Origin of the sequence: Microbacterium oleivorans, assembly GCF_013389665.1 — a bacterium.
GTDB lineage: Bacteria > Actinomycetota > Actinomycetes > Actinomycetales > Microbacteriaceae > Microbacterium > Microbacterium oleivorans_C.
In genome coordinates this window covers 798,901-820,670 of sequence record NZ_CP058316.1, presented here as the reverse complement: position 1 = coordinate 820,670, position 21,770 = coordinate 798,901, and the positions used below count along the sequence as shown (strand labels likewise).

General features: G+C 66.5%; 18 protein-coding genes, 1 tRNA gene and 1 pseudogene. 14 read left to right on the top strand and 6 right to left on the bottom strand.

Features of this window, described 5'->3' with window-relative positions; all coding sequences use genetic code 11:
* The first annotated feature begins 88 nt into the window (after positions 1-88).
* The 5 genes from HW566_RS04080 to HW566_RS04060 all read left to right on the top strand — a co-directional run bounded on the left by HW566_RS04080 (position 89) and on the right by HW566_RS04060 (position 5,452).
* Complete coding sequence (locus HW566_RS04080) at positions 89-1,147, top strand: aspartate-semialdehyde dehydrogenase (RefSeq protein ID WP_178010648.1); 1,059 nt, start codon at positions 89-91, stop codon at positions 1,145-1,147.
* 123 nt (positions 1,148-1,270) lie between these two features.
* Complete coding sequence (gene mqo, locus HW566_RS04075) at positions 1,271-2,701, top strand: malate dehydrogenase (quinone) (protein WP_256728934.1); 1,431 nt, start codon at positions 1,271-1,273, stop codon at positions 2,699-2,701.
* A 5-nt stretch (positions 2,702-2,706) separates the two neighbouring features.
* A complete protein-coding gene (locus HW566_RS04070) occupies positions 2,707-3,321 on the top strand; it encodes a thymidine kinase (RefSeq protein WP_178010644.1) in 615 nt (204 codons plus the stop codon).
* An 85-nt stretch (positions 3,322-3,406) separates the two neighbouring features.
* Complete coding sequence (locus tag HW566_RS04065) at positions 3,407-4,126, top strand: FadR/GntR family transcriptional regulator (protein ID WP_178010642.1); 720 nt, start codon at positions 3,407-3,409, stop codon at positions 4,124-4,126.
* Between the two features lie 51 nt (positions 4,127-4,177).
* The gene (locus HW566_RS04060) at positions 4,178-5,452 is read left to right on the top strand and encodes an alpha-hydroxy acid oxidase (RefSeq protein ID WP_178010640.1); all 1,275 of its coding nucleotides are present in this window, start codon (positions 4,178-4,180) and stop codon (positions 5,450-5,452) included.
* 72 nt (positions 5,453-5,524) lie between these two features.
* Here HW566_RS04060 and HW566_RS04055 read toward each other — a convergent pair whose 3' ends face one another.
* Positions 5,525-6,289: an HAD-IIB family hydrolase gene (locus HW566_RS04055; RefSeq protein ID WP_178010639.1), complete on the bottom strand. Its 765-nt coding sequence runs from the start codon at positions 6,287-6,289 to the stop codon at positions 5,525-5,527.
* A 683-nt stretch (positions 6,290-6,972) separates the two neighbouring features.
* Here HW566_RS04055 and HW566_RS04050 point away from each other — a divergent pair.
* From HW566_RS04050 to HW566_RS04035, 4 genes are all read left to right on the top strand, one after another.
* Entirely contained in the window at positions 6,973-7,287 is a 315-nt protein-coding gene (locus HW566_RS04050; protein WP_178010637.1) for a hypothetical protein, read from the top strand.
* A 120-nt stretch (positions 7,288-7,407) separates the two neighbouring features.
* A complete protein-coding gene (locus HW566_RS04045) occupies positions 7,408-7,851 on the top strand; it encodes an SRPBCC family protein (protein ID WP_178010635.1) in 444 nt (147 codons plus the stop codon).
* Between the two features lie 306 nt (positions 7,852-8,157).
* Positions 8,158-9,396: a hypothetical protein gene (locus tag HW566_RS04040; RefSeq protein ID WP_178010633.1), complete on the top strand. Its 1,239-nt coding sequence runs from the start codon at positions 8,158-8,160 to the stop codon at positions 9,394-9,396.
* A gap of 138 nt (positions 9,397-9,534) precedes the next feature.
* Entirely contained in the window at positions 9,535-9,993 is a 459-nt protein-coding gene (locus tag HW566_RS04035) for a hypothetical protein (RefSeq protein WP_178010631.1), read from the top strand.
* Positions 9,994-10,610: 617 nt separating this feature from the next.
* Here the strand turns inward: HW566_RS04035 and HW566_RS04030 are convergent.
* Positions 10,611-11,096: a DUF3846 domain-containing protein gene (locus HW566_RS04030; RefSeq protein ID WP_178010629.1), complete on the bottom strand. Its 486-nt coding sequence runs from the start codon at positions 11,094-11,096 to the stop codon at positions 10,611-10,613.
* 259 nt (positions 11,097-11,355) lie between these two features.
* On the opposite strand from HW566_RS04030, the gene HW566_RS04025 reads away from it, so the two are divergent.
* A protein-coding gene (locus tag HW566_RS04025) for an IS3 family transposase (protein ID WP_178010627.1) occupies positions 11,356-12,521 on the top strand; the annotation gives its coding sequence in 2 pieces (ribosomal slippage) (positions 11,356-11,640 and positions 11,643-12,521; 1,164 coding nt in all).
* Between the two features lie 51 nt (positions 12,522-12,572).
* A pseudogene (locus HW566_RS16215) lies at positions 12,573-12,698 on the top strand (hypothetical protein); the annotation flags it as partial.
* A gap of 649 nt (positions 12,699-13,347) precedes the next feature.
* On the opposite strand, the gene HW566_RS04015 reads toward HW566_RS16215, so the two are convergent.
* From HW566_RS04015 to HW566_RS04005, 3 genes are all read right to left on the bottom strand, one after another.
* Positions 13,348-13,424, bottom strand: a tRNA-Pro gene (locus tag HW566_RS04015).
* 53 nt (positions 13,425-13,477) lie between these two features.
* The gene (locus HW566_RS04010; RefSeq protein ID WP_178010625.1) at positions 13,478-14,419 is read right to left on the bottom strand and encodes a metallophosphoesterase; all 942 of its coding nucleotides are present in this window, start codon (positions 14,417-14,419) and stop codon (positions 13,478-13,480) included.
* A complete protein-coding gene (locus HW566_RS04005; protein ID WP_178010623.1) occupies positions 14,419-16,983 on the bottom strand; it encodes a penicillin-binding protein in 2,565 nt (854 codons plus the stop codon). Before HW566_RS04005 ends, HW566_RS04010 begins: the two co-directional genes overlap by 1 nt.
* A gap of 107 nt (positions 16,984-17,090) precedes the next feature.
* On the opposite strand from HW566_RS04005, the gene HW566_RS04000 reads away from it, so the two are divergent.
* The 3 genes from HW566_RS04000 to HW566_RS03990 all read left to right on the top strand — a co-directional run bounded on the left by HW566_RS04000 (position 17,091) and on the right by HW566_RS03990 (position 19,622).
* Positions 17,091-17,312: a DUF4177 domain-containing protein gene (locus HW566_RS04000; protein WP_178010622.1), complete on the top strand. Its 222-nt coding sequence runs from the start codon at positions 17,091-17,093 to the stop codon at positions 17,310-17,312.
* The gene (locus HW566_RS03995) at positions 17,309-17,776 is read left to right on the top strand and encodes a RidA family protein (RefSeq protein ID WP_178010620.1); all 468 of its coding nucleotides are present in this window, start codon (positions 17,309-17,311) and stop codon (positions 17,774-17,776) included. The genes HW566_RS04000 and HW566_RS03995 overlap by 4 nt, the downstream gene beginning before the upstream one ends.
* Before the next feature lie 103 nt (positions 17,777-17,879).
* A complete protein-coding gene (locus tag HW566_RS03990) occupies positions 17,880-19,622 on the top strand; it encodes a Na+/H+ antiporter (RefSeq protein WP_178010618.1) in 1,743 nt (580 codons plus the stop codon).
* A 7-nt stretch (positions 19,623-19,629) separates the two neighbouring features.
* Here HW566_RS03990 and acs read toward each other — a convergent pair whose 3' ends face one another.
* Positions 19,630-21,594, bottom strand: coding sequence for an acetate--CoA ligase (gene acs / locus HW566_RS03985; protein ID WP_178010616.1), 1,965 nt, complete (start codon positions 21,592-21,594; stop codon positions 19,630-19,632).
* Positions 21,595-21,770 lie beyond the last annotated feature (176 nt).

Sequence of the window (21,770 nt, the reverse complement as noted above, 5' to 3'; positions counted from 1 at the left end):
CGGTCATCGACCGTCATGCGCATCGGCGGACGCCGAGCCCGGCGATAGAATCACGGCAACCCGATCACGCTCCACGCAAGGAACAGCTATGACCCGCATCTCCGATTCCGGACTCTCCGTCGCCGTCGTCGGCGCCACCGGCCAGGTCGGAAAGGTGATGCGCGAGATCCTCGTCGAACGGAACTTCCCGATCCGCGAGCTGCGTCTGTTCGCCACGGCGCGCTCGGCGGGCACGACGATCGACTTCGCCGGTCACGACGTGGTCGTCGAGGACGTCGCCACGGCGGATCCCGCCGGCATCGACATCGCCCTGTTCTCGGCCGGCGCGACCGGCTCCCGCGCGCATGCCCCCCGTTTCGCCGAGGCCGGCGCCGTCGTCATCGACAACTCCAGCGCTTGGCGGATGGACCCCGACGTGCCTCTCGTGGTCAGCGAGGTGAACCCCCACGCGACGGTGAACCCGCCGAAGGGCATCATCGCCAACCCCAACTGCACGACCATGGCGGCCATGCCGGTGCTGAAGGTCCTCGACGCCGAAGCCGGGCTCGAGCGACTCATCGTCTCCACCTACCAGGCCGTGTCCGGTTCCGGGCTCGCGGGTGCCGAGGAGCTCCTCGGACAGGTCGAGGGCGTCCTCGCCCAGGGCGACACCCTCGGACTCGTCCACGACGGGTCGGCGGTGGAGTTCCCCGCGCCCCAGAAGTACGTCGCCCCCATCGCCTTCAACGTGATCCCCTTCGCCGGCAACCTCGTCGACGACGGGCAGAACGAGACCGACGAGGAGAAGAAGCTCCGCAACGAGAGCCGGAAGATCCTCGAACTGCCCGACCTCCGCGTCGCGGGCACCTGCGTCCGCGTCCCGGTCTTCACCGGCCACTCGCTGTCGATCCACGCCGAGTTCGCGCGTGACATCACGCCCGACCGCGCGCGGGAGATCCTGGCGTCGGCGCCCGGCGTCGCCCTCGAAGAGGTGCCCACGCCGCTTCGCGCAGCCGGCAGCGACCCGAGCTACGTCGGTCGTATCCGCGCCGACCAGTCGGCTCCCGAGGGCAAGGGGCTCGTGGTGTTCATCAGCAACGACAACCTCCGCAAGGGCGCCGCGCTCAACGCCGTCCAGATCGCCGAGATCGTCGCGCAGCGACTCTGACCGGCGTCGCGCCGGGGCACATCGCTCGCCTCCGGCCCGCGACGGATTCCGACGCGTCGGGCGGGGATAGACTGGTGCATCGTGAGTGAAAAGGTCGATGTCGTCCTGATCGGCGGTGGCATCATGAGTGCCACCCTGGGAACGCTGCTGAAGCAGCTCCAGCCCGATTGGAAGATCGAGGTGCACGAGCGCCTGTCCGATCTGGCGCAGGAGAGCTCGAACGCGTGGAACAACGCCGGTACGGGGCATGCCGCTCTGTGCGAGCTGAACTACATGCCGGAGGGCCCCGACGGCGCCGTCGATCCCGGCAAGGCGATCACGATCAACGAGCAGTTCCAGCAGAGCCGGCAGCTCTGGACCTCGCTGATCGAGCGCGGCATCCTCGACGAGCCGTCCACTTTCATCAACGCGACGCCCCACATGACGTTCGTCCGAGGCGAGAAGGACGTCGCCTACCTGAAGAAGCGCTACGAGGCTCTCAAGGACCAGCCGCTCTTCGCGGGCATCGAGTACTCCGAGGACTCGCGCGTCATCAACCAATGGGCGCCGCTGCTCATGCAGCGGCGGCGCAAGGGCGAGCCCTTCGCCGCGACGCGCGTACCCGCCGGCACCGACGTCGACTTCGGGGCTCTCACGCGTCAGCTCTTCGCGCACCTGCAGGATCAGGGTGTCGACGTCATCACCGACCGCGAGGTCCGCACGCTCACCCGTCAGAAGGACGGCTCGTGGCGGGTCTTCTGGCGCAACAAGCTCGGGCGCACGCCGGGCCACACCGATGCCCGTTTCGTCTTCGTCGGCGCGGGCGGATGGGCGCTGAAGCTGCTGCAGAAGTCGGGCATCCCCGAGATCAAGGGTTACGGCGTCTTTCCGATCGGTGGGCAGTTCCTCAAGACCACCAACCCCGACATCGTCGCGCAGCACAAGGCGAAGGTCTACTCGCAGGCATCCGTCGGGGCGCCCCCGATGTCGGTGCCGCACCTCGACACCCGCGTGGTCGACGGCGAGGCTTCTCTGCTGTTCGGTCCGTTCGCGACCTTCAGCCCCAAGTTCCTCAAGAACGGCCGCATCACCGACATCGTCGCCCAGGTGCGACCGCACAACCTCGTGCCGATGCTCAAGGTCGCCGTCGACAACCCCAGCCTGATCTCGTACCTCGTGGGCGAGCTGATGAAGAACCACAGCAAGAAGGTCGACGCCCTTCGGGTGTTCATGCCCACGGCGCGCGACGAGGACTGGGAGCTCATCCAGGCCGGTCAGCGGGCCCAGGTGATGAAGAAGGACCCCGAAAAGGGCGGCGTGCTGCAGTTCGGCACCGAGGTGGTCACGTCGGCCGACGGCTCCATCGCCGGTCTGCTCGGCGCCTCCCCGGGCGCCTCGACGGCGGCGTCCATCATGCTCGGCCTGCTCAAGACCTGCTTCCCCGACCGTATCGGCGGATGGGAGGGCGAGCTGAAGCAGCTCATCCCGAGCTACGGAGAGCCGTTGAACCCGCGCGGCGAAGCGGCGCGGGCGTCGGTCGAGGCGACCGCCGAAGCGCTGTCGATCACCCCCTGACGGGCATGGCGAAGCTCTACTTCCGCTACGGAGCCATGAACTCCGGCAAATCGACGGCGCTGCTGCAGGCCGCTTACAACTACGAGGAGCGCGGTCAGCACGTGCTGCTGGCCAAGCCCGAGATCGACACGAAGGGCGCCGGCCAGATCGCGAGCCGTCTCGGCGTCGAGCGGGATGTCGACTTCCTCGTCGCCGCCGATGACGACATCACCGTCCTGTTCGCCCGACATCGCGCGCGTGTGCGCGAGCAGACCGGCTCGGACGTCGCCTGCCTCATGGTCGACGAGGCGCAGTTCCTCACCTCGCAGCAGGTCGACGATCTCCTCCGCATCGTCGTGGACGAGAATGTCCCGGTGCTGGCATACGGCATCCGCACCGATTTCCAGACGCGGGCCTTCCCGGGGTCGGCGCGTCTGATGGAGCTCGCCCACAGCCTGGAGGAGCTCAAGACCATCTGCCGGTGCGGACGCAAGGCGCTGTTCAACGCCCGGCTCGTCGGCGGGCGGTTCGTGTTCGAGGGCGACCAGGTCGCCATCGACGAGCTCGCGGCCGATCGCGTGACCTACGAGTCGATGTGCGCCGAGTGCTACCTGCGGGAGTCCGGCGGCCGTCTGGCCTGAACCGTTTCACGACGCGCCCGGCTGCCGCTTTGCGCGGTCAGACCACAAGATGTACAGTGGTCCGGCCACGAGGGAGAGGGGCGTCATGGTCGACGGAACCCCGGCGCGCGCATGGCGCGTCGTACTGGAGAGGATCGAATCCGATCTTCTCGCCGGCAAGCTCGGTCCCGGCGACCGGCTGCCCTCCGAGCGCGATCTGGTCGCGCAGCTCGGCGTCGGACGATCCAGCGTGCGCGAGGCGCTGCGCGTGCTCGAGGTCATGGGACTCATCCGCACCGCGACCGGATCGGGTCCGAACGCCGGAGCCATCGTGGTGGCCCGACCCACCGGCGGGATGCAGGCCCTGCTGCGGCTCCAGGTCGCCGCGCAGGGCTTCGACATCGCCGACGTCGTCAGCACTCGTCTGCTCCTCGAGGAGTGGGTCGCCGGGCAACTGGCGGGCACACCCGACGTCGATCTGGCGAACGCCCGCGAGGCACTGCGCGCCATGGACGCCGCCGGCCTCACGCCCGCGGACTTCCTCGCGCTCGACGCCCAGTTCCACGTCGCGCTGGCCGAGGCCTCCGGCAATGACGTCGTTGCGGCGATGATGGCGGGGCTCCGCTCGTCGATCGAGGACTACGTGCTGCAGGGCGCCTCGCGCATCCCGGACTGGGAGGACGCCGTCGAGCGGCTGCGCGCCGAGCACCGCGCGATCGTCTCGGCCATCGACGACGATCGCGTCGACGATGCCCGCACGGCGATCCACGACCACATCACCGGCTACTACGCGTCGGCCAACCCCGTGCGCCCCGCATCCACCTGAACCGCCCCGACTCCACCCATCCCGGCGTCACCGTCGCAACCGAGGAGAGACATGGTCACCCGCCAGCTTCCGAAGATCCCCGAACTGCTCGAGCTCATGCAGTTCAAGGCCCCCGACCTCAACGGCCGCCGCCGCCGGTTGAACTCCGCGCTCACCATCGACGACCTGCGGACGATCGCCAAGCGCCGCACGCCCAAGGCCGCCTTCGACTACACCGACGGCGCCGCCGAAGGCGAGTTCTCGCTCGCTCGTGCGCGGCACGCGTTCGAAGACATCGAGTTCCACCCCGACATCCTGCGCCCGGCCGAGTCGGTCGACATGTCGACCGAGATCCTCGGCGGCCGCTCGGCCCTGCCCTTCGGCATCGCCCCGACCGGCTTCACCCGCCTCATGCAGACCGAGGGTGAGAGCGCCGGTGCCTCCGCGGCGGGGGCGGCGGGCATCCCGTTCACCCTGTCGACGCTCGGCACGACCTCCATCGAGGGCGTCCGGGCCGCCAACCCGCACGGGCGCAACTGGTTCCAGCTGTACGTGATGCGCGACCGCGAGATCTCGTACGGTCTCGTCAAGCGCGCCGCCGAGGCCGGGTTCGACACCCTCATGTTCACCGTCGACACACCCGTGGCCGGAGCCCGGCTGCGCGACAAGCGCAACGGCTTCTCGATCCCGCCGGCTCTGACCGTCGGCACCATCGTCAACGCGATCCCGCGGCCCTGGTGGTGGATCGACTTCCTCACGACTCCCAAGCTCGAGTTCGCATCGCTGACGACCACCGGTGGGACGGTGGGGGAGCTGCTCAACTCCGCGATGGATCCCACCATCAGCTACGACGACCTCGAGATCATCCGCAGCATGTGGCCCGGGAAGATCGTCATCAAGGGCGTGCAGAACGTCGCCGACTCGAAGCGCCTGATCGACCTCGGCGTCGACGGCATCATCCTCTCCAACCACGGCGGCCGCCAGCTCGACCGTGCGCCGGTGCCGTTCCACCTGCTGCCGCAGGTGGTGCGCGAGGTCGGCAAGGACGCCACGGTCATGGTCGACACCGGCATCATGAACGGCGCCGACATCGTGGCATCCGTCGCCCTGGGGGCGAAGTTCACCCTCATCGGCCGGGCGTACCTCTACGGCCTCATGGCGGGCGGGCGGCAGGGTGTGGACCGCACCATCGCGATTCTGCGCAGTGAGATCGAGCGCACGATGCAGTTGCTGGGCGTCTCGAGCCTCGAGGAACTCGAGCCGCGTCACGTCACGCAGCTCCAGCGCCTCGTCCCGGTGACCCAGCCCGCGGCCCGGCGCTCGTCGCCGTCGCGCGCCAAGGCCTGACGATCCACGAAGAGCGGCCCCTGCGAGATCATCTCTCACAGGGGCCGTTCTTCGTCGCCCGGAGCGAGCGCCTCAGCGCTGCGGCAGCGTGGGGATCAGGGTGTCGAGGAATGCGGCGGTGTCCTCCCAGCCCTCGACGGCGTGGCAGGCCACACCCATCGCGAGCACGGGGTAGTCGTTGCCGTTCTCGTCGAGACGGTCGCCGATGAACAGCATGTCCTCCTGCGGGATGCCGGTCTGCTCGACGAGCCGGTTCATGCCGTAGGCCTTGTCGATGCCGCGCTCGGTGATGTCGACCGACGTGGAGCCGCCGGCGCGCACCTCGAGGTCGGGGAGGCGGTCGGCGACGGCGGCGCGCAGAGCGTTCTTCTTCTCGCCGGTGGGGTCCCAGGCCATCTTGGCGTCGACCGGGGCCTGCTGGCCCAGCGCCGAGAACGTGATCTGCGAGCCGCGGTCCTCGAGGATCGGCCCCCACGTCTCGCTCTCCCACAGCCCGAGGCGCTGTGCCTCCTCCTCGACGGCGGCGAGGGCGCGCGTCTTCTGGTCGTCGCTGAGGGAACGCGCGTAGATCGTCTCGATGCCCGCGGAAGAGAGGCGGTAGTACTGGGTTCCGCACGTGGGCAGCAGGTGGAAGTGCGAGAGCAGCTCCGCGTCGCTCTCCGGAAGCTGGTCGACGACCTGTGCGGTGAACTGGGCGAGCTGGCCGCCCGAGATGATCGCGACCTCCACGCGCGCGGCGAGGTCGAGGAGCTGTCGGCCGATGCGGGGATCGATCGCGCTCTTGGACGGAGCGAGGGTGTCGTCGAGGTCGAAGGCGACCAGGCGGGGGGTGGGCATCCGTGCTCCGTTCTCCGGTGGCATGCGAGAGGCTCCGCCTCTCGGCGGAGCCTCTCTGCTGTCGGCCTTGTCCACCTCTGTTCCGAGATTCATGTCTCGGGGTGAAGCGCCGCGATCTTCACGAAAGACTACCTGAAGGCGGGAGCCCGAGCGCACCAGTCGAGGATGGCGGTTCTCTCGATCCTTCGCGAGTACAACGTTGTGGTGCGACACCAGCCGCTTACTGTGGCCTAGATCAACCGGGCACGTTCGCTCTATGAGTCTGGCCTGTCCCTCTCCCAGGTCGCGAGAGAGTTGGCGCTCAAGCAGGACACGGTGCGTGTGGCGCTCATCGCGAACGGCGTGAGACTCCGTCCGGCGACTGGACAATGACGGCTGACGCTGACTTTTCTGACAGTGGGATGGTCCTCCGAGTTGCCTTGTCGCTGTGCGGGTGGGGCCCACATCGCCGGCCTACTCAGGACCGGGCCTTAGACGAACTAAGCTGGGCCGAGTCGCATGAAGTCGGTCAGGGTGGTGTCGATGTCTCCGCTGTACAAACGCAGGCAAGAGCTCGCAAGAATTGCAGAACGCGAGCTGCAAGGCGAACTGTTCTGGACGGAGAAGTTCTCGGTAGAGACGCGCAACAGATTTCAGTTGGTGATGAAAGGTAGTCCCGTGGGCGCGACTGGAACACATATGAGGTGGCGACGCGGGTCCTCCTCCAGGATCTCGGAAAACTGAGTTTGCTTGAGGGTGCTATCGGAGACGATAGCGCCATATTTTTCGACTATCTCTCTCGCTGTGATGACGACATGGTTCCATTCGTTATTGAGGCTTTCGGTGAGGGCTATGTGCGCGCCTTCGAGCGGAACGCTCGCTGCGAGAACTTCAGCAAGGGCGCATATTCCGAAGAGAATCGCACCGCACTGGATAGAGCGTTGGTCGAAGGCCTCGACCGCGTATTATACGAAGACCGAATAGCCTCCGAGTTCGTCGACGGCCAGCCTCTCCGGTGACGCGCTCGAACGCGCCAGGCCTTGCCATCGCGCTCGACGACGTCACATTGACGATCCAGGAACAGCGGTACGAGCAGCAGATCCCCGCCACGGACGCGGGAACCGCGGCAAGATGGAGGTGTGCCTTCCTCCTTCACCCTCGTCACAGAAAGTGCGGTCCCCGCACCCGCTCTGTTCGAACTGTCGCTCGATATCGACGCGCATCTCTCCTCTATGTCCGGCTCTGCCGAGCGAGCGGTGGGGGGCGTGACCACCGGGGCGATCGGTCTCGGAGAAACGGTGACATGGCGCGCTAAACATTTCGGAATCTGGTGGACGATGACCTCGGAGATCACCGCGCTGGACCGGCCACAGCGGTTTGTGGATCAACAGGCGCGCGGCCCATTCAAGTCGTTCATCCACGAGCACAGGTTCGAGCAGCTGAGCAACGGATCGCGCATGATCGATGTCGTCACTGTGGGATCGCCGATCTTTGGAGCGCTTGCCGAACGCCTGGTGCTTGTTCCCTACCTCCGGCGCCTCATCGCCAGCCGCAGCGCACATCTCGTCGAGTGTCTCAGCTGAACGAGAAAATCACACGCTAAGAAACGCCGTGTGACGCTGCGCCATATCCGCCGCGTGCTGATGACGGCAGTCGGCGAGTCGGCGAGTCGGCGAGTCGACGAGTGACTTGGCTCTCCCGCGCCACGGTTCAGAAGGACGTCGCAGGAGACCCGCGTACTCAGCGCCGCGGAGGTGTGCAGGGACCACGTCAGCGCTGCGACAAATCTTCTCTTGCGCCCCCCGCGCCTTCGACACTATGGATTCGTGGAGAATCGTCGCGGGTCAGATTTCGTTTTCGGGCGAATGAAAGCTTTCGCGGTTGGCCTCGTGGCTGCCAGCCTGACGCTACTCAACACCACTAGGGCAGTATACGGAGATGAGCGAGAGAACGACTCTCCTCCGAACGTCGTGGAAACTCAGAGGTATCTGGCGATTCCCGACGAAGACCAACTCGTGCCGTTGTCTACCGATGCGGACGCGTCAACGGGTGTGGAAGGGGCTCTCGAGGGACACGACGGATATGTGGTCTCCCTCGGCACGGACGCCGCCGATCGTGTTCTGTCCAAAGAGATTGAGCTGGTGCGGCCTGTCGCAGACCCGAAGCTAGTTGGGAGAGACAAACTAACTACTTTCCGCGCCGATACTGCAGGCGAGGTCACGCTGAGCTGGTGGGACCCGTCGGGCGGCAAAATAGAGTGGTCAGTTTACCGCGATTCGGTGAGGGTTGCGATAAAGTCGGGAGACTCTTTTAAGGATCAGCGCGAAGCGGCCGACGAGACTCGCTATCAGATAGTGGGAACATGGGACGAAGCGCAAGGACATAACGAACCCGAACAGTTCTTCTTCGATATTTCCGTACCGGCAATCGATGACGGCGTGATCGGCAAGACGGTGAACGATGCCGTGAAGTTCTCGGAACATGAGGAGTTCACGCAGGCTGTTGCAAACACAAACTGGGAAATGCGAACTCAGCTGAACACGTTCATTCCAAGCAAGGATGCAGGCCTCATTGGCGTCTTGACGCCATGTGCGGAACAGATTCAGGCCGGTTGGGGCGGTTACTACGCGGGCGACAATCGAGGATATGCACCCGCGAGCGCATGGTCACCGTCTGTGCGTACCGGTGTCGAGACGGTCTTCACTTACAACTCCGCGAAGAAGTTCGTGGGACTATCGACATCCAAGCGCACATCCGGCACACGCATCATTCGTGCGGACGGGTCGGTAGCAGCTACAAGGAACGCCAACCTCATAAAGGTACAGCGCGTTGGCGACAGCGGAGACGACTACGGTCGGTCGACTACGTGGTCCCATCACGTCCCCGATCCCCTATGCGGAGTTTCGTTCGCAATCGACTACAAGATCACTACATCTACCTCTGGATTCGGCGACTATTCCTTCTTCGGTACCCATGACCGCGCGCCCTCCTACGAATTTCGCGTATATACGGCTGCCTTCGGTGGTTGGAGCACGGCATACAAGTTCAATAACCAGGGTTTGATCTTCCTCGCTCCCGGCGCCCAGACAAGTATGGACGTCTGGGGAAACATTTCCACGCCGTACTGAAGACGGATTTGGCATATGACTAGTCATGTCATAGAGACTCGCTTGATGCCCCGCCTCCGCGTCGCCGGAATCCTGGGCGGGGCATCGAGCGTTCTACTCCCGATAACGACCGCTCCCCTGGCACACGGAGCAGGGCCGGTGATGGTTGGAGTGCTGCTCTGCCTTTCTCTTGCCGCGATCGGTGCAGCGGTCGCAGCGATATCCAATTTTCTGCTCGCTGTTTCTGTGGTGTTTTTCTGTGCAATCGCGGCTGTCGTAGTTGAGGTGTTCACTCTGTTCGCCACCCCACCAGCGTCTCTAGTGGGGATGTGGATGGTAATAGCGATTATGGCTGTGAGGGAAGCCCGTCCGCCCGCCGGTCAGATCACGCCCCAAGTCGTGCTGCTGGTGATTCCTCAGGTGCTTTCTTACTGGCATCTGCCGTCGATTTGGCTCGGAGGGGCACCGCTATTTTGGGGGACAGTGCTGAATTCGCTCGCAGTTGTGATGTTGGTCGCACTTGCGTTCTCGCGGAATCATAAGCACCGGGGGCGGCACCGTAACAGAGCAGCAGCACGAACGGATACAATCGAGCGCCTGGATCAGACTCAGAACTGAGCGCCGGTACATCGCTACTCGAATGGCGACACGTGATTGACGTCGCAACTTCGGCTACTCCCTCCTACCGACAGTCGCGGATTACCGACATGCAAGTCGCTGATGACGGAGCTGTACGCCGGTCAAGACACCGACCGCGATCCGTCGAATCCTGGAGTGCACTAACAACCCAGGACCGCCAAGACCTGCGATAGTTCCATCCACGAGGTCACCGGCACGGGGGAGCGGACCGTGACGGTGAGCACTGTTGAGTCATTCGTGACAGTCGCGAGCATCGCAGGGGAGTGTGCAGATGCTCTAGGTGCGGTGGCGAATAGGGCCTCATTTCACTCTCTCACCGGATCTGTACTATCTCCTGCTGCGGCGGATCACGCCGCCGCAGCTGTGGTAGCTGCAGTGGCATCTCTCCATGCTGAGCGCTCAGATTGTTGGGTTTGGGTCGAGCGGACGACTCGTGAGCACTGGTTGGGCGATGATCTCGACGGGGCGCCGTAGCTCCCGTTTCTCAGTGGGTCTGGCGGCGAGTCGTCCTTGCCGGGCTGTTGGCCCCTCGGGCAAGGCGTTCGAATTGAATAGGCGGCGGACCTGATCCTGGTGGGGACGAGGTCCGCCGCCGCTCACCGTGCGGGGACTACGCGGAGCGTCCACTCCGGGGCGTACTCCATCAAGAGCGTCACTCCGATCATCGCATCGATGTAGCTCTGTTCGCCGGTCGGCGTCCATCGCCTTTCGAGCGATTCCAGCCCCTGCATCTCGACCTGGCACGGCGTGTTTCCGAGCAGCAGTTCGCCGCTGTTAGGAGACAGGTTCGTCGACTCGCCGATTTCAGCATACGCCAGGCCGACGGCGACGACGTCTCCGACCAGCCGGGCGCGATCGCGAGCCTGTGGCACGTGGTACCACCATAGGTAGGTCGCGCGCCTGTTATAGGGCAGACCGCGTAACAGCCCGTCCTCGTTCACGAACAGCGTGCAGCCAAAATCGGGCAGGTCGACCGCTTCGATCCAGCCGTCGACTGCCGACTGGTAGTCCTCGAGATGGACGTACTCGCGGGCTTCAATGTCCCAGGCGTCTGCCGCTGGGATGTAAATGCCATGCACCATGATGCTCCTCCTTTTTGCGTGCGACCGAGAACCGGGCTGGTTCTCGCGTGAATCGCTGGGCACAAACGAGGAAGGGAGATACATGAGCAGGGAGTGGTCGGGGGCGGCCGGCGAGCTTCGCCCTATAGGACGTGCTCGAGCCGGCCGCCGTGAGTGATCGCCTCCTAGCTAGGCGCGGACCTGCCTCGGGGGGACTGCTGCACGAGTAGGTGACATCTGATCTGGCTTGCCCGGAGGGTCGGCCTGGAAGGATGTTGCCGTGCCCAAGCCGTACCCGAGCGAGTTCCGTAACGACGTGGTCCGCGTCGCGCGCAACCGCGAGCCCGGAATGACGATCGAGCAGATCGCGAAGGACTTCGGTGTTCACCCGATGACGCTGCAGAAGTGGATGCGTCGCGCGAACATCGACGAGGGTGCCAAGCCCGGTCAGACCCGCACCGAGTCCACGGAGCTGCGGGAGGCGCGTAAGCGGATCCGGTTGCTGGAGCAGGAGAACGAGGTGCTGCGGCGGGCGGCGGCGTATCTGTCGCAGGCGAACCTACCGGGAAAAGGCTCTACCCGCTCGTGACCGAGCTCGCCGCCGACGGGATCCCCGTCGCGGTGACGTGCCGGGTTCTCAAGCTCGCCCGCCAGCCCTACTACCGGTGGCTCGCGGGCCCCATCACCGACGCCGAGGTGATCGAGGCGTATCGCGCCAACGCGTTGTTCGACGCGCACCGTGACGACCCCGAGTTCGGGCACCGGCTGCTCGCCGATGAGGCCCGCGAGGTGGGTGAAGCGATGGCGGATCGCACCGCGTGGCGGATCGCCTCGAGCAACGGCTGGTGGAGCACCTTCGGGAAACGTCGCCGCGGCAAGGGCGGCAAGGTCGGCCCACCCGTGCACGACGACCTCGTCGAGCGGGATTTCACTGCCACCGGTCCGAACCAACTGTGGCTGACCGACATCACCGAGCACCCGACCGGTGAGGGCAAGCTCTATCTCTGCGCGATCAAGGACGTATTTTCCGGAAAGATCGTCGGCTACTCCATCGACTCGAGGATGAAGTCACACCTCGCGGTCAACGCACTCCGCAACGCGGTCGCGATGCGCGGGAACGTCGCCGGCTGCGTCATCCACAGCGACAGAGGATCGCAGTTTCGCAGCCGGAAGTTCCTCCGCGAGATCAGCCACCACCGGATGGTGGGATCCATGGGCCGCGTCGGTGCCGCCGGCGACAACGCCGCGATGGAATCGTTCTTCGCGCTGCTGCAGAAGAACGTCCTCAACCGCCGCACCTGGGGCACCCGCGAAGAGCTGCGGATCGCAGTCGTGACCTGGATCGAGCGGACCTACCACCGACGCCGCCGACAACCCCGCCTGGGCCGCTTGACCCCAGTCGAGTTCGAAGCCATCATGAACACGCCAGCCGCTCTCGCGGCGTGACTAGAAACTGTCACCTATCCGTGCAGCAGTCCCTTCGTCCACTTCCGCTACTTGAAGGGGCTGCTGTACTGCGGGCTGTGCGCGGCCGATGGTAAAACGCGCCGACTTGTCTGCACGCAGAGCTCTGGCAACGGGGGAGTCTACGAGTACTGGGTGTGCTCCGGTAAACAGCGCGACCGATGCGCCCTTGGGAGTCTTCGTATGGAAGACATCGAGGCCCTGGTTGCTGCCGAAGTGGCCCGCGAGGGCTTCACGTATCGCGACATCGAATCACTGCGCGGACAACTCGCTGCGACGCTCGATCACCTGCGCGAAGAAGACTCAAAGGTAAAGTCCTCGCTGGAAAAGGAGCTACGCAAGCTCGAAGACCAAGAGGAACGCCTCATCGAACTCGCTGCCGACGGCTCTCTTGCGACGCCGAAGCTACGCGAGAAGCTGTCCGACGTCACGTTACGCAAGGCAGCGATCGCAGAGAAACTAGGCCGCACCCTTGTGAGCCTGAATGCGGGTGTGGAACGAGCCAGTGCGCAACTCGATCTTCTCGATGACCCTGCTCGGCTATACCGGAACGCGCGCGACGACATCCGCCGCGACGTCCTTCGTGGCCTGTTCACGAAGTTCACGGTAGACCTCTCGGCTGATGGAGAGCCCGCAATGGGTGTGGAGCGGACTGTCATCAACGACGCGATCCACAAGCTGCGGACGCCGCTCGGGCCTAGCGAAACCAACGAGGAAAGTGAGAGAGCCTCCCGTGTTGCCGCGGAAGGCTCTCTCACTCGGAACCTTCAAACGTCGTCTTCGTCCGAAGGTTGGAACATTCTTCAATTGGTCGGGGTGACAGGATTTGAACCTGCGGCCTCGTCGTCCCGAACGACGCGCGCTACCAAGCTGCGCCACACCCCGTGGCAACCCTCCAAGCTTACCCCGATCCGGCCCGGATCACGAATCGGCGAGGGTCAGGCGGGCGCGCCGTCGCGGGCGCGCAGGACGAGCACTGACGCCTCGGGGCGGCATCCGAAGCGAACCGGCGCGTAGATGGAGTGACCGAGCCCCGCGCTGACGTTGAGCGGCACGGCATCCGGTCCCCAGGTGCTCAGGCCACGGGCCTGATCGAGCGGGATGTCGCAGTTGGCTACGAGAGCACGTGAGGAGAACGGGATGCGGACCTGCCCGCCATGGGTGTGGCCGCCGAAGACCACGTCGGCGCCGAGTCCCACGAAGCGGTCGAGCACGCGCCGATACGGGGCGTGGGTCACGCCTACCGTGAGCCCGGCCGTGTCCCGGGCCGTGAGGCCGGCGAGAGCGCCCGGCAGGGCGTCCAGGTCGTCCCAGTCGCGATGGGCGTCGTCGACGCCGAAGCCGTCGATGCGCAGGGCGCCGACGGTCGCCGTGGCGGCGCTGTTGTTCACATCCGACCAGCCCAGGTCGTCGGCGAAGAACGCGTCCATCGCCGCGGTGTCCAGCTCGACCGCAGCCTTGGCGTGCCGCGAGGGGCCGGTGAAGTACCGCAGCGGGTTACGGCCGCTCGGTTCGTAGACGTCGTTCGAGCCGTGGACGAAGAAGCCCGGTACGCCGTGCAGTGGCGCGAAGGCCGAGCGGATGCCGTCGAGCCCCCGCCGATGCCCGAGATTGTCACCGGTGTTGATCACCAGGTCGGGTTGGGCGGCCTCGGCCAGGTCGGCGATCCAGCGCTGCTTGCGGTGCTGCCAGGGCGCCATGTGGGCGTCGGAGAGGTGGAGCACGGTCACGCTGGAGCTGCCGGCGGGGAGGACGCGCAACTCGTGACGACGGACGGTGAACAGGTACCGTTCGATGCCGACGCCCCAGACGACCGCACCGCCGGCGCCCAGGGCGCCGGCGGTGGCGATCGTCGTCAGCGTCCGGGGGACGCTCGGCATCAGCAGTCCTTCGCGGCGTACTGGATGGTGATCTGCGTGCCGCGGCCGACCGCCGAGCCCGCTGCGGGATCCGTGCCCGTCACGGTCGGCTGATCCGCGCTCTCACGTTCGGTGCACGACGTGTCGATGTTCGTGAACCCGGCGGAACGGAGCTGCCGCTCGGCCTCCTCGGGGTTCCCGGTGACGGCAGGCACGCTCGCGCCCTGACCGTTGCTCGGGGTGATCGTCACCGTGCTGCCGCCCGCGACGCGCCCGGCGCCGGGATCCTGCGAGACGATGCGGCCCTCGGGCTCGCTGGAGTTGGTGGCATCCGCGACGTTGACCGAGAAGCCGGCGGCCTCCAGGGTGCCTCGCGCCTCATCGACATTCTGTCCAACGACGTTCGGCAGCTCGGTCAGCGTGTTCTTCGCGAGATTCTGATCGGGCCCAGGGAAGCGATCGCCACCGTACTTGGCGTTCGCTGCCCCCTGCATCTTCGGCCAAATCGCATTTCGGATCTGATCGAGTCGCCAACCATTGACGCGGTAGTCGTTGAGCTCAACGAATCCGTCGACATTGCCGACCCAAACGACCGTGGCGACCTTCGTGCTGGCGCCGTCCATCCAGGTGTGCTCGTACTCGTGGATACCGGTCTTGCCGAAGACCGGCACCCCGTCGTAGATCCGGGCACCTTGACCGGTTGCATTCATCACGCCTTCGAGGGCGTACGCGGTGGTGTTCGCCACCGGGGCCGAAATCGCCTGACTGCAGCTGTGCTGCAGCTGCAGCTCTTCACCGGCGGAGTTGACCGCGCGATCGATCGCCTTCGACTGGCACAGCGTTCCCTGTCCCGCGATGGCGGCGTAAGCCTGCGCCATGTCGATGGGAGCGACGGCCGCATCGCCGAGTACGTTGTACGGCTGATTGGGCGAGAGCTGCGAGCCTTCCGGCACCTGGTCGAGCGGTGTTCCATCGCCCCGCATGACGCCGAGCTTCATCGCGACCTGGTTGGTCGAGCAGATTGAAATCCGTTCGGCCATGGCGAGGAATCCCGAGTTCAGGGAATCTTCGGTGAACTTTCGGATGGTCCCCGAGTATCCCGAGTTCGCTTGGAAGTTTCCTACCGACCCTGGGCGCTGGTCGTTGGATGCACGGACCGGCATCGTGTTGCCGTCACAGGTCTGAACCCGCTTGGTGCCGACGCGACCGTTGATGACCTCGTTGACCGAGTGGCCCTGTTCGAGCCAGTTGACCACACTGAAGACCTTGTATGTCGAGCCGGCCGGGTGCCCAATGCCGCCCCCGTTGATCTCGCGCACGTTGTAGTTCACCGCGGTCGATGTGCCGTCCTCCGAGCCGTTCGGGCTGAAAGGGCGGTTCTGCACCATCGAAAGGACTCGTCCGGTGCCGACCTCGACCTGCACAGCTGACGAGCCGAGGTTGAGGCGGTCGTCCGTCGCGGGCACCACCGACATTGCCTCCAACGCTGCGTTCTGCAGGTCGGGATCGACCGTCGTGTAGATCTTCATGCCGCCGCGGCGAAGGTTCTGCTGGCGCTCCTCGATGGTCTCGCCGAAGGCGGGATCGGAGAGCACGACGCTCGTCACGTACTCGCAGAAGAATTCCACGCCGGTCGCCAGCTGGCAGCCCTGAGCGCGAACCTGGATGTTCGGGGTGATCGGCTCCGCGACGGCGGCGTCGCGCTCCTCCTGCGTGATCTTGCCGTCCGAGAACATACGGTTGAGCACGTAGGTCTGGCGTTCCTTGGTCAGCGCGTAGCCGTTGGCCGCGCCGTTGGACTCGCTGTCGGGGCGGTCGAGACGGTAGGAGTTCGGTTCCTGCACCATCCCCGCGATCGCCGCCGCCTGGCCGACGGTGAGGTTCGCCGCCGAGGTGCCGAAGTAGTACTGCGCTGCTGCGCCGATGCCGTAGACGGTGCCGCCGAAGTGCGCGATATTGAGGTAGCCGAGGAGGATCTCGTTCTTGGGGTATCGCTTCTCGAGCTGGATCGCGTAGCGCATCTCCTGCAGCTTGCGCTCGACGCCGTCGGTGCCACTGGCGACCGTGGTCGAGCGGAAGCACGCCTCGACCTCTTCCTGCGACTTCGCCTCCTTCTCGCACGCCTGCTGCAGCACGTTCTTGACGTACTGCTGGGTGATGGAGGAGCCACCGCGGGTGTCGCCGCCGCGGAGGTTGCCGAAGACCGCGCTGGCCGTGCCGAGGAGATCGACACCGCCGTGCGTGTAGTAGTTCTTGTCCTCACTGGAGATGATCGCGTCGTACATGACGGGCGACACCTCCTCCCAGGTCACCGGGATGCGGTTCTGGTCGTAGAACTGCGTCATGAGGACGTCGTTGCCGTCGCTGTCCTTGCGGTAGAACTCGGTCGGCAGCATCAGCTCGTCGACTTCGAGGTAGCTCGGCATGTTGTCGAAGACGTCGATCGCGCTGGAAGCCGCGTAACCCGACACGGCGATGGCGGGGGTCACGGTGGCCGTGACGAGGACCCCGGCCACAGCGCTCAGGCCGACCAGGCCGGCGAGACCGCCGAGCACACCGGTGGCCGTGCGTTTCTTGTGAGGCATAGGCTGATCGTAAGCGAGATACCTGGGCGTCCGCCTCAGGTCCAGCCATTGCGCGTGCGCGTTCCGTGTGATTCGGCGGCACGTTTCTGCGACAGATCGGAGTCCCGATGACGACGTGGGAGTACCTCACCACGCCCCTGCTGATCCACAACACCGCCGCGATCCTCAACAACTGGGGCAAGCAGGGCTGGGAGCTCGTGCAGGTCGTGCCAGGACCCGAAGGCGGGCTGGTGGCCTACTTCAAGCGCCCGGTCGGCGGGGGAGCGGCCAACGCCGGCCTCGGGGCCGCGCACCAGGCGGCGCAGCAGTTCGACGGGGCGGGCGAGTGAGCGTCTCGGCACGCCTCGCGGAGCTCGGCATCGAGCTGCCCCCCGCCGTCCCGCCCGTCGCGGCCTACATCCCCGCGACCGTCAACGGCGACCTCGTCTACACCTCGGGTCAGCTGCCGATGGTCGACGGGGCACTCCCGGCGACCGGCAAGGTCGGCGACGGTCCGGGTCTCGTCTCCGCCGCCGACGCCCAGCAGCTCGCGCGTCGGTGCGCGCTGAACGCCATCGCCGCCGCAGCCGACGTCGCGGGCGGCGTCGACAGGCTCGCCCGTGTCGTGAAGGTCACCGGCTTCGTCGCATCGGTGCCGGAGTTCACCGGGCAGCCTGTCGTGATCAACGGTGCGAGCGAGGTGCTCGGCGAGATCTTCGGAGACGCCGGCCGACACGCGCGCTCCGCCGTCGGCGTTCCGGTGCTGCCGCTGGACTCGCCCGTCGAGGTCGAGGTCGTCTTCGCCCTCGCCTGACGCCCGCTCTGCTGCGCGACGCCCCGCGGCCGCCGCATCCACGGCCCGCGGCGCGTCGCACGGCTCTACGCTCTGGTGAGGACCACGCGGGAGGACGGTAGCGATGCAGGGTCTCGAGGTCACGGTTCTGCTGGGGATCGCCCTGCTCGTCGGCACGGTGCTCGCGCCGCGCCTGCGCGTGGCGACCCCGCTCGTCCTGTTGGTGATCGGGCTGCTGCTCGGGTTCGTCCCCGAGCTGCGCGCCATCGAGCTGCCGCCCGAGACCGTGCTGCTGCTGTTCCTGCCCGTGCTTCTCTTTCGGGAGGCGTGGACCACGTCGCTGCGGTCGGTGCGCCGGTCGCTGCGCTACATCGTGCCGATGAGCACGCTGCTCGTGGTGGCATCCGCGTTCGCCGTCGCGGGAGTCGCCACCTGGATGGGCGTGCCGTGGGAGGCGGCGCTGGTGATGGGCGCCGCGGTGGCCCCGCCCGACGCGACCGCCGTGGCCGCGCTCGGCCGATTGCTGCCCACGCGCACGTTCATGAAGCTCAAGGCCGAGAGCCTCACCAACGACGGCACCGCTCTGGTCCTCTACGCCATCGCGGTGTCGCTGCTGCTCGGCGAGCAGGTGACGCCCCTGTCGATCACGGGCATGGTGCTGCTGTCGTACGCCGGCGGTGCCGCAGCCGGCATCGCTGTGGCCGCGGCCGCGTACCTCGCCTTGCGACGCATGCAGTCGACGCTGACGATCAACCTGACCCTCCTGCTGGTGCCCTTCCTCGCGTTCCTCGTGGCCGAGCTCATCGACGCGTCGGGTGTGCTGGCGGTCGTGTTCGCCGGTCTCATCGTCGCGTGGGTATCGCCCCGGATCACCACCGCCATGTCGCGGCGGGCGGCCGACGCCACATGGCCGTTCGGGGTGTACCTGCTCAACGGTGCGCTGTTCGTGCTCATCGGTCTCGAGGTGCAGCTGGTGCTGCACGAGATCTCCCCGCGCGAGATCGGCACGCTGCTGCTGGTGACGGTGGCCGCGTGGATCGTCCTGTTCGTCGTGCGGTACGTGTTCCAGTGGCTGTTCTCACCGTTCTCGCGTCCGCCGGCAGGGTCGTCGCGCTCCCTCCGGCATCGCTCGCGATTCGTCAGCACCGTCTCGGGCTTCCGAGGCGCGGTGTCGCTCGCGATCGCGCTGTCGGTGCCCATCACGACGTCGGACGGCGGGCCGGTCGAGGGGCGTGAGGCGATCGTCTTCGTCACGGCGGGCGTCATCGTCCTCACCTTGCTGGTGCAGGGGCCGCTTCTGCCCGTCGTGATCCGATGGGCGAAGCTCCCCGCCGATGACGCGGCGATCGAGGAGTTCGAGCTCGCGCAGCGCGCGATCTCGGGCGCTGCACTGGCCGCCCTCGACGATCTCGCGGTCGAGCACGGGGTGAGCGACGCGGTGCGCGACCGGGCGCGGCGCGAGGGCTACGAGCGACTCGAGCTCGCCAACGCCCGAGCCGTCGCGCGGCTGCGAGCGGCGGAGGAGCGCGAGCGCATCGACGCTGAGGCGGGGGACGCCGGCGACGACGACGACGCCGCGCGCCTCGGCCCGGTCCCACCGGGACCGATCGACGACGACGGCCGTCGGCCCGGCGCGCAGCTCGAGATGATCGCCGTCAGCGACGACATCGACATCACACAGCGCTCGCCTCTGATCCGTCACAAGGAAGCTCGACGGCTGCACCTGGCCGTTCTCGACCGAAAGCGGGAGGTGCTGCTGCGGCTGCGCCGGGAGGGCACCATCGACGACCTCGTCGCCCGCCGCATCCTCGCGAGCCTGGACCTCGACGAGATCCGGGCCCGCGGCCTCGACACGGCGGGCGACTGAGTCGGCGTCACTTCAACTGGGCGCTGATCACCGACATCACGGCGGTGTCGGCGAGCGTGGTCGTGTCGCCGACCTCGCGGCCCTCGGCGACGTCGCGGAGAAGCCGCCGCATGATCTTGCCCGACCGGGTCTTCGGCAACTCGCCCACGATGTACACGTCGCGAGGTCGCGCGATCGGGCCGATCTGCTCGCCGACCCACTGGCGCAGCGACGTCGCCAGGCCGTCGGGGGAGTGCGCGTCGAGGTAACTCTGCTTGATGATCACGAACGACACCACCGCCTGCCCGGTGGTCTCGTCCGACGCGCCGACGACCGCTGCTTCGGCGACGGCCTCGTTCGCCACGAGGGCCGACTCGATCTCGGTCGTCGAGAGGCGGTGTCCCGAGACGTTCATGACGTCGTCGACGCGGCCCATCAGCCAGATGTCGCCGTCGTCGTCGAGCCGGGCGCCGTCACCGGCGAAGTAGAACCCCTGCGAGCGGAACTTCTCCCAGTACGTCTCCACGAACCGGTCGGGATCGCCCCAGATGCCGCGGAGCATGCTCGGCCACGGCTCGGTGACCACGAGCAGCCCGCCGTTGCCCTCACCGACGCGATTCCCCTCCTCGTCGACGACGTCGATCGAGATGCCCGGCAGAGCGACCTGCGCGGAACCCGGCTTGGTCTCGGTCACGCCCGGCAGCGCCGAGATCATGATGGCGCCGGTCTCGGTCTGCCACCACGTGTCGACGATGGGAGCCTGCTTGCCGCCGATGACCTTGCGGTACCACATCCACGCCTCGGGGTTGATGGGCTCACCCACCGATCCGAGGAGGCGGATGCTCGACAGGTCGTACTCCGCCGGCACCTGGCGGCCCACCTTCATGAAGGATCGGATGGCGGTCGGGGCGGTGTAGTAGATGGTCACGCCGTACTTCTGGATGATCTCCCAGGACCGCCCGGCGTGCGGGGTGTCGGGCGTGCCCTCGTAGAGCACCTGCGTGGCGCCGTTCGCCAGCGGGCCGTAGGCGACGTAGCTGTGGCCGGTCACCCAGCCGATGTCGGCGGTGCACCAGTACACGTCGGTCTCGGCATGCAGGTCGTGGACCACGCGGTTGGTGAACGCGGTCTGCGTGAGGTAGCCGCCGGAGGTGTGCAGGATGCCCTTCGGCTTCCCGGTGGTGCCGGAGGTGTAGAGGATGAACAGCGGGTTCTCGGCCGGGAACGCCTGCGCCTCGTGGTCGGGCGATGCTGCCGGCACGACATCGTGCCACCACAGGTCGCGGCCCTCGGTCCATTCGATGTCGTTGCCGCCGCGGCGCACGACGAGCACGTGCTCGACGGTCACCTGCGCTCCGGCGCCGCGGTCGGCGAGCGCCTGGTCGACGGCGGGCTTGAGCGGCGACACCTTGCCCTTGCGGTAGCCGCCGTCGGCGGTGATGACGAGCTTCGCGCCCGCATCGTCGATCCGGGTCCGCAGGCTGTCGGCGGAGAAACCGCCGAACACGACCGAGTGCACCGCACCCACACGGGCGACCGCCAGCATCGCCGCAACCGCCTCGGGGATCATCGGCATGTAGATCGCTACGCGGTCGCCCTGCTCGATGCCGAGCTCGGTGAGGACGTTCGCGAGGCGCTTGACCTCGTCGGTGAGCTCGCCGTAGGTGACGGCACGATCATCGCCCGGCTCGCCCTCCCACAGCAGAGCCACGCGGTCGCCCAGCCCCGCTTCGACATGCCGGTCGAGGCAGTTGTAGGCGACGTTGAGCTCACCGTCGGCGAACCACTCCGCGAACGGCGGGTTCGACCAGTCCAACACCCGGGTGAAGGGCTTGTGCCAGTGGAGTTCTCGGGCCTGGTCGGCCCAGAATCCCTCGCGGTCGGCCGCTGCCCGCTCGTACAGCTCTGCCGTGCCCACCGCGGCGGCCGCGAAGTCGGGAGAGGGGGCGAAACGCCGGGTCTCGCTCAGCAAGTGGTCGATCTGGCTGCTCACGCGGCACGCTCCTTTGCGGTCGATGGCGCCGCGCGCAGGCGGCGTTCGGTCAATCTAGACCCCGGCGAAACGAGGAGACTACCGCCGATAGTGGGTGGCCGACCGAACGGCGGGTCGGATTGCCTCGCGCCCGTGGCGTAGGCGTAAACTGTCGCCGGCTGCGACATCGTTCGCGC

Excerpts from the sequence above, each read along its gene's own strand:
- HW566_RS04080 (WP_178010648.1), top strand. The coding sequence starts at position 89 with ATGACCCGCATCTCCGATTCCGGACTCTCCGTCGCCGTCGTCGGCGCC.
- mqo (WP_256728934.1), top strand. The coding sequence starts at position 1,271 with ATGAGTGCCACCCTGGGAACGCTGCTGAAGCAGCTCCAGCCCGATTGG.
- HW566_RS04070 (WP_178010644.1), top strand. The coding sequence starts at position 2,707 with ATGGCGAAGCTCTACTTCCGCTACGGAGCCATGAACTCCGGCAAATCG.
- HW566_RS04065 (WP_178010642.1), top strand. The coding sequence starts at position 3,407 with ATGGTCGACGGAACCCCGGCGCGCGCATGGCGCGTCGTACTGGAGAGG.
- HW566_RS04060 (WP_178010640.1), top strand. The coding sequence starts at position 4,178 with ATGGTCACCCGCCAGCTTCCGAAGATCCCCGAACTGCTCGAGCTCATG.
- HW566_RS04055 (WP_178010639.1), bottom strand. The coding sequence starts at position 6,289 with ATGCCCACCCCCCGCCTGGTCGCCTTCGACCTCGACGACACCCTCGCT.
- HW566_RS04030 (WP_178010629.1), bottom strand. The coding sequence starts at position 11,096 with ATGGTGCATGGCATTTACATCCCAGCGGCAGACGCCTGGGACATTGAA.
- HW566_RS04010 (WP_178010625.1), bottom strand. The coding sequence starts at position 14,419 with ATGCCGAGCGTCCCCCGGACGCTGACGACGATCGCCACCGCCGGCGCC.
- HW566_RS04005 (WP_178010623.1), bottom strand. The coding sequence starts at position 16,983 with ATGCCTCACAAGAAACGCACGGCCACCGGTGTGCTCGGCGGTCTCGCC.
- HW566_RS04000 (WP_178010622.1), top strand. The coding sequence starts at position 17,091 with ATGACGACGTGGGAGTACCTCACCACGCCCCTGCTGATCCACAACACC.
- HW566_RS03990 (WP_178010618.1), top strand. The coding sequence starts at position 17,880 with ATGCAGGGTCTCGAGGTCACGGTTCTGCTGGGGATCGCCCTGCTCGTC.